The sequence below is a fragment of the Burkholderia sp. AW33-5 genome, assembly GCF_053427615.1.
Map to the genome: position 1 here is coordinate 15,763 of NZ_JBSAXA010000005.1, position 14,098 is coordinate 29,860.

13 protein-coding genes and 1 pseudogene are annotated in these 14,098 nt (G+C 66.7%); 5 read left to right on the forward strand and 9 right to left on the reverse strand.

Going from position 1 to position 14,098, the window contains the following annotated elements; all coding sequences use genetic code 11:
• Positions 1-5: 5 nt before the first annotated feature.
• The 3 genes and pseudogenes from ACV22V_RS11685 to ACV22V_RS11695 all read right to left on the reverse strand — a co-directional run bounded on the left by ACV22V_RS11685 (position 6) and on the right by ACV22V_RS11695 (position 2,551).
• Positions 6-841: pseudogene (locus ACV22V_RS11685) on the reverse strand (branched-chain amino acid ABC transporter).
• A 271-nt stretch (positions 842-1,112) separates the two neighbouring features.
• The gene (gene ispH / locus ACV22V_RS11690) at positions 1,113-2,093 is read right to left on the reverse strand and encodes a 4-hydroxy-3-methylbut-2-enyl diphosphate reductase (protein ID WP_006488968.1); all 981 of its coding nucleotides are present in this window, start codon (positions 2,091-2,093) and stop codon (positions 1,113-1,115) included.
• Positions 2,094-2,095: 2 nt separating this feature from the next.
• Positions 2,096-2,551, reverse strand: a complete 456-nt coding sequence (locus tag ACV22V_RS11695) for an FKBP-type peptidyl-prolyl cis-trans isomerase (protein ID WP_059468284.1) — start codon at positions 2,549-2,551, stop codon at positions 2,096-2,098.
• Between the two features lie 135 nt (positions 2,552-2,686).
• Between ACV22V_RS11695 and radC the strand changes: the two genes are divergently transcribed.
• The 4 genes from radC (at position 2,687) to nadB (ending at position 5,870) form a co-directional block, all read left to right on the forward strand.
• Positions 2,687-3,466, forward strand: a complete 780-nt coding sequence (radC, locus tag ACV22V_RS11700) for a RadC family protein (RefSeq protein ID WP_059692221.1) — start codon at positions 2,687-2,689, stop codon at positions 3,464-3,466.
• 238 nt (positions 3,467-3,704) lie between these two features.
• Positions 3,705-3,938 (forward strand): 50S ribosomal protein L28, encoded by a 234-nt coding sequence (rpmB, locus tag ACV22V_RS11705; RefSeq protein WP_004186391.1) that lies wholly within the window; start codon positions 3,705-3,707, stop codon positions 3,936-3,938.
• 17 nt (positions 3,939-3,955) lie between these two features.
• Positions 3,956-4,123 (forward strand): 50S ribosomal protein L33, encoded by a 168-nt coding sequence (rpmG, locus tag ACV22V_RS11710; protein ID WP_006478046.1) that lies wholly within the window; start codon positions 3,956-3,958, stop codon positions 4,121-4,123.
• 160 nt (positions 4,124-4,283) lie between these two features.
• Positions 4,284-5,870 (forward strand): L-aspartate oxidase, encoded by a 1,587-nt coding sequence (gene nadB / locus ACV22V_RS11715; protein WP_059527704.1) that lies wholly within the window; start codon positions 4,284-4,286, stop codon positions 5,868-5,870.
• 89 nt (positions 5,871-5,959) lie between these two features.
• Here nadB and nadC read toward each other — a convergent pair whose 3' ends face one another.
• The 6 genes from nadC to purN form a co-directional block, all read right to left on the reverse strand.
• On the reverse strand, positions 5,960-6,841 hold the full coding sequence (gene nadC / locus ACV22V_RS11720; RefSeq protein ID WP_059701864.1) for a carboxylating nicotinate-nucleotide diphosphorylase: 882 nt from the start codon (positions 6,839-6,841) through the stop codon (positions 5,960-5,962).
• Complete coding sequence (gene nadA / locus ACV22V_RS11725) at positions 6,838-7,974, reverse strand: quinolinate synthase NadA (RefSeq protein WP_059692268.1); 1,137 nt, start codon at positions 7,972-7,974, stop codon at positions 6,838-6,840. The genes nadC and nadA overlap by 4 nt, the downstream gene beginning before the upstream one ends.
• A 257-nt stretch (positions 7,975-8,231) precedes the next feature.
• A complete protein-coding gene (locus ACV22V_RS11730; RefSeq protein ID WP_059527709.1) occupies positions 8,232-9,428 on the reverse strand; it encodes a DesA family fatty acid desaturase in 1,197 nt (398 codons plus the stop codon).
• A gap of 219 nt (positions 9,429-9,647) precedes the next feature.
• Entirely contained in the window at positions 9,648-11,027 is a 1,380-nt protein-coding gene (locus tag ACV22V_RS11735) for a mechanosensitive ion channel family protein (RefSeq protein WP_448013939.1), read from the reverse strand.
• Between the two features lie 15 nt (positions 11,028-11,042).
• Positions 11,043-12,305, reverse strand: a complete 1,263-nt coding sequence (locus ACV22V_RS11740; protein ID WP_223964995.1) for an RsmB/NOP family class I SAM-dependent RNA methyltransferase — start codon at positions 12,303-12,305, stop codon at positions 11,043-11,045.
• Positions 12,302-12,964, reverse strand: coding sequence for a phosphoribosylglycinamide formyltransferase (purN, locus tag ACV22V_RS11745; protein WP_059527718.1), 663 nt, complete (start codon positions 12,962-12,964; stop codon positions 12,302-12,304). The genes ACV22V_RS11740 and purN overlap by 4 nt, the downstream gene beginning before the upstream one ends.
• Before the next feature lie 123 nt (positions 12,965-13,087).
• On the opposite strand from purN, the gene ACV22V_RS11750 reads away from it, so the two are divergent.
• Entirely contained in the window at positions 13,088-14,080 is a 993-nt protein-coding gene (locus ACV22V_RS11750) for a bifunctional riboflavin kinase/FAD synthetase (RefSeq protein WP_059527721.1), read from the forward strand.
• The last annotated feature ends 18 nt before the right edge of the window (positions 14,081-14,098 follow it).

Below are 14,098 nucleotides of genomic sequence, written 5' to 3' on the forward strand. Positions count from 1 at the left end.
CGTCGCTAAATCGTCACGACATCGAGGACGGTGTACTTGGCCTCCTTGAAGTCGTAGGGCAGCGTGCCGCAACGGTGTCCGGTTGCCCGAACGCCGTGCCTTTTTCCGTCCGGGCCGGGGCGAACCCTGCATCCGGGCAGATCAGGTTCCGCGCCGCGTCGCCCGCGGGCTCGACCACCTTGGCGGCGCACATGCCGTTGTCGCCAAGGGTTTGCGCTCCGATGCCGGACGCCGTCGCCTGCGCTGCAAGCGGGCCGTCCGCCGCCGCCCGCGCGGCGCCCGAACCGGCATCGCAAAGGTGGCGCCCGACTTTCGTCAGGACTGCGTCGGAATCCGTGAAACGAAGCAGCCCGCCCGCCGCGACGCGATGGGTCGCGGCGACACGCCGTTTCGTCGAATCGAAATGAAAGGGGATCAGTGACATCCGCACGTCGCCTGCGTTGCCCCGAAACCCGGGCGTCCGTCGTTCGACGCGCCCTGCTGTTGCCGCATCACGGTCCGCGGCTCGTTGTCGGACAATCTGCATGCCCGTCGCCCGGTCGATGGCAGCGCCGCCGGCGCGTGCTGCCCGCCGTGCCGAATGCATGCCGATCTTCGAGCCCTGCGCGTTGATTTCCTCGATCGCCAAACGTGCCCCGTTGTCCTTGTCACTGTCCGATTGCGCAACGCGGCACGCCGACGGCACCGCACGACCGGTTCCGGCAGCGCGCACGTCGCTGGCAGCCGGTACTGCGCGTGCCGCAGCGTCCCTGCCCGCCTCGTCGTCGCTCTTTTTGCTGCAGCCGGCAAGCATTGCAACCGGTGCGGCGACGGACATGGCGTAAGCCAACTTCACATGCATCGAGTAGGTCTCCCGCGCCTTGCCAAAACCCGATTTCAAAGCCATTCCGGCCTGAAAACGGGCGCATTGTAACTCCATTTATAGGACGCCAATAATCCTGATTCGATGGGGTTTTCCTGCATTGCAACCATTTTTGAGAGACGGTTAAGCGCAGCGATAGCAACCGGGTTGCACCATTGGTGTGAATAATGGTTGCGATCGCATTTTCGCAACGCAAAAAAAAAGCGCGCCAAACGGCGCGCTTCGGGGTACCACGGGTGCGATGCGGCAATCAGGCGGCAGGCGGCAGGTTCAGCCCGCGCGGCAGCGGAAACGACACGTTTTCCTCGATGCCGTCGAGTGCGCGGACGTTGCGCACGCCGAGCTCGCGCAGCCGCGCGATCACGGCCTGGGCGAGCACTTCCGGCGCCGATGCGCCGGCCGTCACGCCGATGCGGCGCTTGCCGGCGACCCATGCCGGATCGATCTGATCGGGTGCGTCGACCATGTACGCGGCCACGCCGCGCTTCTCGGCCACTTCACGCAGGCGGCTCGAATTCGAGCTGTTCGGGCTGCCGACGACGATCACGACGTCGCACTGCGGCGCCATGAACTTCACCGCATCCTGGCGGTTCTGCGTCGCGTAGCAGATGTCCTGCTTCTTCGGTTCGCGAATCTTCGGATACTTCGCCTTCAGCGCGCCGATGATCTCGGCGGCGTCGTCCACGGACAATGTCGTCTGCGTGACGAGCGCGATGCGCTCGGGATCGGCGAGCTCGAGCTTCTGCACGTCCTCGACGCTTTCGACGAGATGCATGCCGCGCTCGACCTGCCCCATCGTGCCTTCGACTTCCGGGTGGCCCTTGTGGCCGATCATCACGATGTCGACCCCGTCCTGGCGCATCTTCGCCACTTCGACGTGCACCTTCGTGACGAGCGGGCAGGTTGCGTCGTAAATGCGCAACCCGCGCACGTCCGCCTCGTCGCGCACGGCCTTCGACACGCCGTGCGCGCTGAAGATCACGGTATTGCCGGCCGGCACTTCCTCGAGTTCCTCGACGAAGATCGCGCCTTTCTTCTTCAGATCCTCGACCACGTACTTGTTGTGGACGATTTCGTGACGGACGTAGATCGGCGCACCGTGCATCGCGATCGCGCGCTCGACGATCTCGATCGCGCGATCGACGCCCGCGCAGAAGCCACGCGGCTGGGCCAGCAGGATTTCGGCATCGGCGGCGACGGTCTGCCCGGACAGCGTATCGGTGGTGCTCATGATTACAGGATTCCGATGATTTTCACTTCGAACGTGAGCGCTTGGCCCGCGAGCGGATGATTGAAGTCGAACAGCGCCGAGGTTTCGCTGACTTCCTTCAGCACCCCTGCATAGCGGCCGCCGTCCGGCGCGTTGAACTCGATGAGGTCGCCCGGCGTGAAATCGTCGCCGACCATCCCGTTCTCGCGCAGCGTCGACAGCGTCACGCGCTGGAGCATGTCGGGATTGCGGGGACCGAACCCCTGCTCAGGCGTTAGCTGATAAGTCGAATGGTCGCCCACCCTGAGCCCGATCAGAATCTGTTCCAGCGAGGGCGCCAGTTGCCCCGCGCCGAGCAGCAGCGTGGCGGGCTTGTCGGAGAAGGTGTTGACGATGTCGGCGCCGTCGGCCAATGCAAGCCGGTAATGCAGCGTGACATGGGAACCGGGCTTCACTTCGGATAGATCGATGATGCTCATGAATGACTCGTGTTCGTCGGCGCCCGAACTGGCCGAAAGGCCCGGCGCAAAGCCAATATTGTAAGTCACCTGAGCGCGCAAGGCTGAAAGTGCGACGACATCGCGCCCGCGCCCGCCGCCAATGGAGTTTCGATCATGCTGTCACCCTGTCCCGCCGCCCCGGCGACCGAATGTCGCGACACCGCCGATGCCCCCGTCGCTCCGGCCCGCCTCATCGATGCAGCCAGGCCGCCGGGCAAGCGCCGCCCGCGAAACTGGAAACCCCATCTGCCGCGCGAGCGCTTGCTGGAACGCGGGCCGGCCGCGCTGACCGACGCGGAGCTGATCGCGCTGCTGCTCGGCACGGGCGGCGGCGGCCACGACGTGTTCGCCAGCGCCCGCGCGCTGCTCGCACGTTTCGACGATTCGCTGCGCGACATGCTCGACGCGGAGCCCGGCGCGTTCGCCATGCACCCCGGCATCGGCCCCGCGCGCTCGGCGGTGCTGATCGCGGTGACCGAGATCGTGCGGCGCGCGCTGGCCGAGAAAGCCCGCGAGCGGATGCAGATCGGCTCGCCAGGCGCGGTCGAGGATTATCTGCGGCTCAGGATCGGCACGCGTCCGCACGAGGTGTTCGTCACGCTGTACCTGGACGCCCGTCACGGCCTCATCGACGTGGAGGAGAGCGCCCGCGGCTCGCTGACGCGAATGGTCGTCTATCCGCGCGAGATCGTGCGGCGCGCGCTCATGCTGAATGCCGCCGCGCTGATCATCGCGCACAATCACCCGTCCGGCGCGGTGCAGCCGAGCGCGGAGGATCGCCGCCTGACGCGGATGCTGCACGAAGCGCTCACGCTCGTCGACGCGAAGCTGCTCGATCACGTGGTCGTCGGCACCGCCGATACATTTTCGTTCGCACGCGCCGGTTGGCTGTAGACTGTGGCCCGGCGACCCGCCCCGGGGTGGCCGCAACGACGAAGCGAAATTGGGTTTGATTTTTCTGAACTTTTTCTGCTAGAATCGTCGTCTGTCTTTTTTCCAACCAGTTCTAGCCATCGAAGGGCCTTGTCTGTAAAGGCTTCGGCGTTCTGAGTGCAGCCATGGATCACGTGGCGGTACGATGGAACCTTCATCGGCGATCGAACCCCGAATTTAGCGTATTAGGAGTGCTCTCATGGCACGCGTATGCCAAGTAACTGGGAAAGCGCCGATGAGCGGCAACAACGTTTCCCACGCAAACAACAAGACGAAGCGCCGCTTCCTGCCGAACCTGCAAAACCGCCGGTTCTGGGTGGAGAGCGAAAACCGCTGGGTGCGCCTGCGCGTCTCGAACGCCGGCCTGCGCCTGATCGACAAGAACGGCATCGATTCCGTGCTCGCTGACCTGCGCGCACGCGGCGAAGCCTAAGCCCAAGGAGCACAATCATGGCAAAAGGCGCACGCGACAAGATCAAGCTCGAGTCGACCGCTGGTACGGGTCACTTCTACACGACCACGAAGAACAAGCGCAACATGCCGGAAAAGATGGCGATCAAGAAGTTCGATCCCGTCGTCCGCAAGCATGTGGAATACAAAGAAACCAAGATCAAGTAATCTCCGGTTTCTGCCAGCCTGACGGCGACCAAAAAGCCCCGCACATGCGGGGCTTTTTGTTTTGCGCGCACGCGCGGGCCCGACGCGGTATGCTCTCCCCTTTCCGCGGCCACGGCCGACGGAACGCACAAGAGCTAAAGCGTAACGATGGAGATGCAGCATGAAATTCGACGTGGCGATCGTCGGCAGCGGCCTGGCAGGGCTGTCGGTCGCACTCAACCTGGCCAGCACGCGACGTGTCGCGCTGATCGCGAAACGTTCGATGATGGAGGGGGCAAGCGATAACGCGCAAGGCGGCATCGCGGCCGTCCTCGATTCGGCGGACAGCATCGAGAACCACGTCGACGACACGCTGGTCGCCGGCGGCGGCCTGTGCGACGAAGGCGCGACGCGCTACATCGTCGAGCACGGCCGCGAAGCGATCGAGTGGCTGATCTCGCAGGGCGTGCCGTTCACGAAGGACGATGCGGCCGAACTCGGTTTCCATCTGACGCGCGAAGGCGGCCACAGCCACCGTCGAATCATCCACGCGGCCGACGCGACCGGCCATGCGGTGCTCGCGACGCTGTCCGACCGCGCGCGCCAGCATCCGAACATCACGTTCTTCGAAAACCACCATGCGATCGACCTGATCACGTCGGACCGGCTCGGGCTGCCCGGCCGCCGCTGTCACGGGCTGTATGCGCTCGACGTCGACAACGATCGCACGATCACGATCGAGGCGCCGCACACGGTGCTCGCGACCGGCGGCGCCGGCAAGGTCTACCTGTACACGACGAACCCCGACACCGCGACCGGCGACGGCATCGCGATGGCGTGGCGCGCGGGCTGCCGCGTGTCGAACATGGAATTCATCCAGTTCCACCCGACCTGCCTGTTCCATCCGTACGCGAAATCGTTCCTGATTTCGGAAGCCGTGCGCGGCGAAGGCGGCCTGCTGAAGCTGCCGGACGGCACGCGCTTCATGCCCGCGCACGATCCGCGCGCGGAACTCGCGCCGCGCGACATCGTCGCGCGCGCGATCGACTTCGAGATCAAGAAGCGCGGGATCGACTGCGTGTACCTCGACATCAGCCACCAGCCGGAAGCCTTCCTGCGCGAACACTTCCCGACGATCCACGCGCGCTGCCTCGAATTCGGCATCGACATCGCGAAGCAGCCGATTCCGGTCGTGCCGGCCGCGCACTACACGTGCGGCGGCGTCGTCACCGACCTCGCGGGACGCACCGATCTCGCGGGCCTGTATGCGGTCGGTGAAACGTCGTACACGGGGCTGCACGGTGCGAACCGGCTTGCGAGCAATTCGCTGCTCGAATGTCTCGTGATCGGCCGCGCGGCGGCCGAGGCAATCGAGGCGGCCGGCTTCGACGCCGACACGCCGGGCACGCTGCCCGCATGGGACGAAAGCCGCGTGTCGGATGCGGACGAGGAAGTCGTCGTCGCGCACAACTGGGACGAACTGCGCCGGCTGATGTGGAACTACGTCGGCATCGTGCGTACCGACAAGCGTCTCGAGCGCGCGAAGCACCGGTTGTCGCTGCTGCGCGACGAGATCCACGAGTACTACGCGAACTTCCGCGTCACGCGCGACCTGCTCGAACTGCGCAATCTCGTCGACGTCGCGACGCTGATCGTGAAGAGCGCGTATTCGCGCCGCGAAAGCCGCGGGCTGCACTACAGCCGCGACTGGCCGCACACGTTGCCGAAGGCGCTGCCGAGCGTGCTCACGCCCCGCTCGCGCCGCTGAGCGGCACGCCCTTCCGGCTTGCGGCCCACGAAAAAGCCGCTGGCGTTTGCGCGCCAGCGGCTTTTTTCGTCAGACGGTATGTCGTGCGGTCAGTCGACGATCCGCATCGAATAGTCGGTCGCGTGCACGTCCTTCGTCAGCGCGCCGATCGAGATGCGGTCGACGCCCGTCTCCGCGAACGTGCGCACCGTATCGAAATTGACACCGCCCGACACCTCGAGCACGGCCTTGCCGGACGCGACGCGCACCGCCTCGCGCATCATGTCGAGCGTGAAGTTGTCGAGCAGCACCGACTGCGCGCCATGCGCGAGCGCCGTGTCGAGCTGCGCGAGCGTCTCGACTTCGACCTGCACCGGCACGCCGGCATCGAGTGCGAACGCCGCATCGAGCGCCTCGCCGACACCGCCGGCCGCCGCGATATGGTTTTCCTTGATCAGGATGCCGTCGTACAGCGCGAGACGCTGGTTCTCGCCGCCGCCGACGCGCACCGCGTACTTCTGCGCGAGCCGCAGGCCCGGCAGGGTCTTGCGCGTATCGAGGATCTTCGCGCGCGTGCCTTCGACGCGATCGACGTAACGACGCGTCGCGCTCGCGACGCCCGACAGCAGTTGCAGGAAGTTCAGCCCGTTGCGCTCGGCCGTCAACAGCGCGCGCGCCGGCCCTTCGAGTTCGCAGACCGTCGAATCCGGCGTCATCCGGTCGCCTTCGCGATACCGCCACTGCACGACGATCGACGGATCGATCCGCGCGACGACGGCCTCGAACCACGGCACGCCGCACAACACCGCCTCCTCGCGCACGATGATGCGCGCACGGCGCCGCTCGCCTGCCGGCACGAGCCGCCCGGTCTGGTCGCCGGTGCCGACGTCTTCGGCGATCGCATCGGCGACGTTGCGCGCGATCGCTTCGTCGAATGCCGTGCCGTATTGGGCGCGCACGGCTTCGAACAACGGAGAGACTGCGCTGGTCATGCAGCCCCCACGTTCGCAAACAGTTGCTGATCGCGCTGCAGATCGCCGCTCGCCTGCACGCGCTTCTTGTGCGCCGCTGCGAAATCGAGCATCCGGTCGATCGGCAGACGCGCGCGCGCGCCGATCGCGGGATCGACGAAGATCTCGTTGTGACCGCGCTCGAGCACGTCGGCGAGGTTCGCGAGGCCGTTCATCGCCATCCACGGGCAATGGGCGCAGCTCTTGCAGGTCGCGCTGTTGCCGGCCGTCGGCGCGGCGATGAAGGTCTTGCCGGGCGCCGCGAGCTGCATCTTGTGCAGGATGCCGAGGTCGGTCGCGACGATGAAGTGCGTCGCGTCGAACTTCACGGCAGCGTCGATCAGCTGCGTCGTCGAGCCGACGACGTCCGCCTGCGCGACGACGTTTTCCGGCGACTCGGGATGCACGAGCACCTTCGCGTCCGGATACTCGGCGCGCAGCAGGTCGAGCTCGATGCCCTTGAATTCGTCGTGGACGAGGCACGAACCCTGCCACAACAGCATGTCCGCGCCGGTTTTCTTCTGGATGTAGCTGCCGAGATGGCGATCGGGTGCCCAGATGATCTTCTCGCCCCGTGCGTGCAGGTCGGCGACGATCTCGAGGCCGATCGACGACGTGACCATCCAGTCGGCGCGCGCCTTCACGGCGGCGCTGGTATTCGCGTAGACGACGACGGTGCGGTCGGGATGCGCATCGCAGAACGCGGAGAATTCGTCGACCGGGCAGCCGAGATCGAGCGAGCAGGTCGCGTCGAGGTCGGGCATCAGTACGCGCTTGCCGGGGCTCAGGATCTTCGCGGTTTCGCCCATGAAGCGCACGCCGGCGACGACGAGCGTCTGTGCGTCGTGGTCGCGGCCGAAGCGGGCCATTTCGAGCGAATCGGCGACGCAGCCGCCGGTTTCGTCGGCCAGCTCCTGCAGCTCGGCATCCACGTAGTAGTGAGCGACGAGCACGGCCTTTTCACGCGCGAGCAGCGCCTTGATGCGCGCCTTCAGTGCGGTGCGTTCTTCGGCGGACGGTGCCTCGGGCACCTTGGCCCACGCCTGGCCCACGCCGCAGACGGTCCCTGCTGAGACCGGCCGGTCGTACTCGACGGGTTTGATCGTCGATTGCATCTCCATATCTCCTGTCGACCCGAGTTAGTGCTACAGCACTTACTCGGGTCCCATGCTTCGCGGTCGACCAGAGTTAGTGCGTGAGCACCTGCTCTGGCCCCATCCTCTACGCTTGCCCCGGGGCGCCACGTCGGCGCGGCCCCGAGCCTCATGCGAATTCCGGCACGTCGGGTCGCCCTTCGAAAACCGGCCGCCCAAATGAAAAAACCCCGCCAACGCGGGGTTTGTGACGTCCTGAGATTCTAATCGATTTCGAATCAGGCGTAGCGACGCAGGCGCGTCGCAAATTCCTGCAGCGCCTTGATGCCGCTTTGTTCCGCGCGATGGCACCAATCCTGCAATTGCGCGAGCAGTTGTTCGCGCGAGGCGGTCGAGCGATCCCAGATCGCGGCCAGATCCTGGCGCAGCTGGAAGTACGTATGCAGCTTCTGGCTGTTCGCGAAAATCTCCGGCAGCAGCTTCTTCTGCGGCTCGTCGAGGCCGTCGGCGTCCTTGTGGAACCACTTGCGCGCGCCGCGCATCAGCTGGTACTTCTCGCTCGAACCGAGTTCCTTCAGATGCGCGAGCTCCTGGCGGTACGCACGCTTCACGGCCTTGCCGTAGCGCGCCATCACTTCGTACCGGTTCGACAGCACGGCCTGCAGCGTTTCCTGGTCGAGCACCGTCTTCGGCTTGTTCAGACGCGGCGTCGGTGCAACCTTCTTCACCTTCGCGAGACCGAATGCCGACATGATGCGGATGTACATCCAGCCGATGTCGAACTCGTACCACTTGTTCGACAGCTTCGCCGACGTCGCGAACGTGTGGTGGTTGTTGTGCAGCTCTTCGCCGCCGATCACGATGCCCCACGGGAACAGGTTCGTGCTCGCATCGGCCGAGTTGAAGTTGCGGTAGCCCCAGAAGTGGCCGAAGCCGTTCACGACACCCGCGGCCCAGAACGGGATCCAGACCATCTGCACGGCCCACACGGTCAGGCCGAGCACGCCGAACAGCGCGATGTCGATCACCATCATCAGGCTCACGCCGAGGATCGGGTACTTCGAGTACAGATTGCGCTCGATCCAGTCATTCGGCGTGCCGTGGCTGAACTTGCGCATCGTTTCTTCGTTCTTCGCTTCCGCGCGATACAGCTCGGCGCCTTCGAGGAACACCTTCCAGATGCCGCGCGTCTGCGGGCTGTGCGGATCTTCCTCGGTTTCGCACTTCGCGTGGTGCTTGCGATGGATCGCGGCCCACTGGCCCGTCAGCATGCCGGTCGTCATCCACAGCCAGGCACGGAAGAAGTGACTCGCGATCGGGTGCAGCTCCAGCGCGCGGTGCGCCTGGCAGCGGTGCAGGTAGACCGTCACACCGATGATCGTGACGTGCGTGACGGCGAGCGCGAACAACGCGACCTGCCACCACGAAAAGCGCAGGAGCCCGTGGGAAAGAAAATCGAGCAGGGAATTCAACAAGGCAGTTACCTGTGGTGAGAGCGATGCCGGCGCAAGCCGACGTCATAAAAATGAAAGCATACCGCGTGTAGACCGGAATTTTACTTCAACCGTTCCAAGTCTTTGTAAAAAATGAATATTTTCTTGTCTTGACGCAACGCAAACAGTCCATCGGCGGACCGGGAAAGCGCCACGATCCGGTTCTGACCGCCCGATTCGCCCGATTCGCCCGATTCGCGCCTAGGCCGCCGACGCCCGCCCGTCCGCCGCACCGCCGACCACCGCCACAGGCATCCCGTCCGCTACGGCGCCGGTCGCGGATAGACCGTCCGGCAGGCCGACCACGCGCACTTCGCGCTGCGGGAACGGAATCGAGATTCCGTGCTCGCCGAAAAGCCGCCAGATGTTGCGGTTCACGGACGAACGCACGCCCGACGTGCCTTTCGCCGCATCCTCGATCCAGAAGCCGAGCTCCAGATCGATCCCGTCCGCGCCGAAGCTGACCAGATACGGGGCCGGCGCCGGGTCCGCGAGCACGCGCGGCACGTCCTTCGCGGCCTCCGCGAGCACCGCGAGCGCCTGCTCGACGTCGCAGGTATAGGCAACCTGCACGGCGACCTTCGCGTAGCCGCGCGTCAGGTATGACGACTGGTTCTGCACGACGTCGGTGATCAGCTTCTCGTTCGGGATCAGCGTCTCGTTGCCGTCGAGGCCGCGCACGACCGTATAACGCGTGCGGATCTGCGTGACGACGCCCTGCAGCCCGCCGACGCTGATCGCGTCGCCGAGCCGCAGCGAGCGGTCGAGCAGAATGATGAAGCCCGACACGTAATTGCTGGCGATCTTCTGCAGCCCGAAGCCGAGGCCGACGCCCACCGCGCCGCCGAACACGCCGAGCACCGTCACGTCGATGCCGACGAGCGACAGCCCGATCAGGATCGCCGCGAACACGAGCAGCGCGCGGCCAACCCGCGACATCACGACCTTCAGGTTCGCGTCGAGCGTGGTGGCGCGCGCGAGGCGCTCCTCCAGCACCGAGCCGAGCCACATCGCGACCATCAGCGTCACGCATACCCACAACGCGCCGGAAATCACCGACAGCAGCGTCAGGTGCGCATTCGCGACGCGGAACTGCACGCTGTCGAGCCACGCGATCACGTCGCGCTGGATCCCGAGCACGGTCAGCACCATCGCCGCCCACACGATCACCGACACGATCTTCTCGACGATCGACAGCCACGCATGCGTGTGGCCGTCGCGCGCGAACACGCGCCGCGCAAAGAAGAACAGCACGTAGATGAGCCCGATGCCGAACAGCGGCACGAGCGCGAGCGACAGCAGCGACGTCGACATGAACGGGTCGAACCCAAGCTGCGCGGCCAGCACGAACAGGCCGCCGAACAGCGGGAACAGCGCGCGCTTCAGGCTTTGCGCACCGGCGCCCGGCGTCCGGCCGGCCGCGCGCCGGCGCGCGTCGATGCGGCCGTGCACGAAGCGCGCGGCGACCCACGCGAAACACAGCGCGCCGACGAGGATCGCCGCCTGCCAGATCATCACGGGCTGGTTGAAGTCGCGGATCACCGACGCGAGCCGGTGCGACAGCAGGCGGTTCTGCATCATCCGTGGGTCCTGCCGTTACTGCGCGCGTCGTTCGAGGACCGCGGCGAAGAAGCCGTCGGTCGCATGGCGGTGCGGCCACAGCGACAGGTAGTCGCCGGTCTCGAGCGCGATGCGCTGGTCGGCCAGCACCTTCTGCGCGGGCACCAGCACGAAGTCCGGATGATCGGCGAGGAACTGCTCGACGATCGCTTCGTTCTCCGCGTCGAGCACGCTGCAGGTCGCATAGACGAGCCGGCCGCCCTTCTTCACGAGACGCGCCGCGCTCGCGAGGATCGACGCCTGCTTCGGCGTGAGCTCCTCGATCGACGTGCGCGTCTGGCGCCACTTGAGGTCGGGGTTGCGGCGCAGCGTGCCGAGGCCGCTGCACGGCGCGTCGACCAGCACGCGGTCGATCTTGCCGGCGAGCCGCTTGATCTTCGCGTCGTGCTCGCTGTCGATCAGCACCGGATTCACGTTCGACAGCCCGCTGCGCGCGAGGCGCGGCTTCAGCTTCGTGAGGCGCTTTTCCGACACGTCGAACGCATACAGGCGCCCGGTCGAGCGCATCATCGCGCCGAGCGCGAGCGTCTTGCCGCCGGCGCCCGCGCAGAAATCGACGACCATCTCGCCGCGGCGCGGCGCGACCAGCGAGCACAGCAGCTGGCTGCCCTCGTCCTGCACCTCGATCTGGCCTTCCTCGAACAGCTTCAGGCGCGTGAGCGCCGGCTTGCCGACGACGCGCACGCCCTGCGGCGCGAACGGCGTCTCGCCCGCGTCGATGCCGTTCGCGCGCAGCGCGTCGATCACCTGTTCGCGCGTCGCCTTCTGCGCGTTGGCGCGCAGGTCCAGCGGCGCCGGGTAGTTCAGCGCCGCGGCGAGCTGCGCGAGCTCCTCGGCGTCGAAACGGGCCGACAGCGCCTGGTAGATCCAGTCCGGCAGGTTCGTGCGCACGCGCACCGGCAGGCTCGCCGGATCGATCTTCGACACGTGCTCGAGCCACGCGGCCTCGGTGTCGGACACGAACGGCTTGAGCGCATTGCGGCCGAGCGTCTGCATCAGGCCGAGCAACGTCAGGCGCCGCGCGGGGCTGCCCGTGCCGCTCTCGGCCAGGTGCGAAAACTCCATCTTCCGGCGCAGCACCGCGAACACCGCCTCGGCGATCACGCCGCGCTCGGCGTGGCCGAGCTTCGGGTGCGCGCGGAAGAACCGGCTCGTGGTCGCGTCGGCGGGGCCGGTGAACTTCAGCACCTCGGCCAGCAAGGTCTCGGTCTGGCCAATCAGGAATCCGTGCAGCTTCATACGCCCTCGCTCGTTTCGGTATGCGGTTGATCCGCGAAAATCCAGCGCGCCTCTTCCGGCGCCACCACTGCCCGGCCGTTCTCGAGGCGCAGGCGCCCCTCGACGAACCAGCGCACCGCACGCGGATACAGCACGTGCTCGACCGTCAGCACGCGCTGCGCGAGCGCGGCCGCGTCGTCGCCGGCGCGCACGGGCACCGCGCCCTGCGCGACGATCGCGCCGCTGTCGAGTTCGGGAATCACGAAATGCACGCTCGCGCCATGCAGCGCGACGCCGGCATCCAGCGCCTGCTGGTGCGTGTGGATGCCCTTGAAGCTCGGCAGCAGCGACGGGTGGATGTTCAGCAGCCGGCCTTCATATCGTCTGACGAAATCGGGCGTGAGGATGCGCATGAAGCCGGCGAGCACGACGAGATCGGGCGCAAAGCGGTCGATTTCGGCGGCGAGCGCCGCGTCGAAGCTGTCGCGGCTGTCGAACGACCGGTGGTCGACCACCGCGGTCGCCACCCCGTGCGACGCGGCAAAAGCCAGGCCGGCCGCGTCGGGCCGGTTGGCGATCACGGCGGCGACCTCGGCCGGCCAGCGCTCCTGCGCGCACGCGCGGACGATGGCCTCCATGTTGCTGCCGCGACCGGAAATCAGGATCACGAGTTTTTTCATCCGCGAATTTTACCATTCGCCCCCGCGTTCCCCCCCTTCTCGGCCGCCGGGTCGCCCGAACGTTTATAATCTTCTGCTTTGCGGCATCCCACCGCCCATTCCCCCGACGCTGCATCCGCTATCGTGAAAGTCTTCCGCGGCCTGCCCAACGCCGAGAGCCGCGCGCCGTGCGCGCTGACGATCGGCAACTTCGACGGTGTCCATCGCGGCCACCAGGCCCTGCTCGCGCGCGTGCGCGCGGCAGCGGACGCGCGCGGCCTGCCCGTGTGCGTGATGACCTTCGAGCCGCATCCGCGCGAATTCTTCAACCCGGCCGGCGCGCCGCCGCGCATCGCGATGCTGCGCGACAAGCTGGAAGCGCTGCGCGAACACGGGGTCGACCGCGTCGTCGTCGAGCACTTCAACCATACGTTCGCGAGCCAGTCGCCGCAGGCGTTCGTCGAACGCACGCTGGTCGGCGGGCTGCACACGCGCTGGATGATGGTCGGCGACGATTTCTGCTACGGCGCGAAGCGTGCGGGCACCTTCGACACGCTGAAGGCGGCCGGCGAGCAGTACGGCTTCGAGGTCGAGCAGATGGGCACGGTCGCCGGCAGCGACGGCACGCGCATCTCCAGCTCGGGCGTGCGCGCCGCGCTCGCCGCGGGCGATCTCGACGCGGCCGCGCAGGCGCTCGGCCACGGCTACGCGATCAGCGGCCACGTCGCGCACGGGCTGAAGCTCGGCCGCGACCTCGGCTTCCCGACCCTGAACCTGCCGATCGCACACAAGCGGCCGGCGCTCGCGGGCATCTTCGTCGTGCAGGTGCACGGCCTGGGCCCCGCCCCGCTGCCGGGCGTCGCGAGCCTCGGGCTGCGCCCGACCGTCGACGATTCCGGCCGCGTGCTGCTCGAAGTCCACCTGCTCGACTGGCACGGCGACGCGTACGGCAAGCTCATCCGCGTCGAATTCCTGAAGAAGCTGCGCGACGAGGCGAAGTTCGACGATCTCGAGGCGCTGTCACGCGCGATCGCGCTGGACGTCGCGAACGCGCGCGCGTACTTCATCGAGCGCGACCGCGCGCCGGGCAGCCGCGCGACCGGCTTCGCGACATCGGCGACCGACCGAATTAGCTGATCCGGCCGGCGGCGCCCC

Bases quoted from the DNA above. Each gene is read 5' to 3' on its own strand.
- ispH (WP_006488968.1), bottom strand. From the start codon at position 2,093: ATGAGCACCACCGATACGCTGTCCGGGCAGACCGTCGCCGCCGATGCC.
- ACV22V_RS11695 (WP_059468284.1), bottom strand. From the start codon at position 2,551: ATGAGCATCATCGATCTATCCGAAGTGAAGCCCGGTTCCCATGTCACG.
- radC (WP_059692221.1), top strand. From the start codon at position 2,687: ATGCTGTCACCCTGTCCCGCCGCCCCGGCGACCGAATGTCGCGACACC.
- rpmB (WP_004186391.1), top strand. From the start codon at position 3,705: ATGGCACGCGTATGCCAAGTAACTGGGAAAGCGCCGATGAGCGGCAAC.
- rpmG (WP_006478046.1), top strand. From the start codon at position 3,956: ATGGCAAAAGGCGCACGCGACAAGATCAAGCTCGAGTCGACCGCTGGT.
- nadB (WP_059527704.1), top strand. From the start codon at position 4,284: ATGAAATTCGACGTGGCGATCGTCGGCAGCGGCCTGGCAGGGCTGTCG.
- nadC (WP_059701864.1), bottom strand. From the start codon at position 6,841: ATGACCAGCGCAGTCTCTCCGTTGTTCGAAGCCGTGCGCGCCCAATAC.
- nadA (WP_059692268.1), bottom strand. From the start codon at position 7,974: ATGCAATCGACGATCAAACCCGTCGAGTACGACCGGCCGGTCTCAGCA.
- ACV22V_RS11735 (WP_448013939.1), bottom strand. From the start codon at position 11,027: ATGATGCAGAACCGCCTGCTGTCGCACCGGCTCGCGTCGGTGATCCGC.
- ACV22V_RS11740 (WP_223964995.1), bottom strand. From the start codon at position 12,305: ATGAAGCTGCACGGATTCCTGATTGGCCAGACCGAGACCTTGCTGGCC.
- purN (WP_059527718.1), bottom strand. From the start codon at position 12,964: ATGAAAAAACTCGTGATCCTGATTTCCGGTCGCGGCAGCAACATGGAG.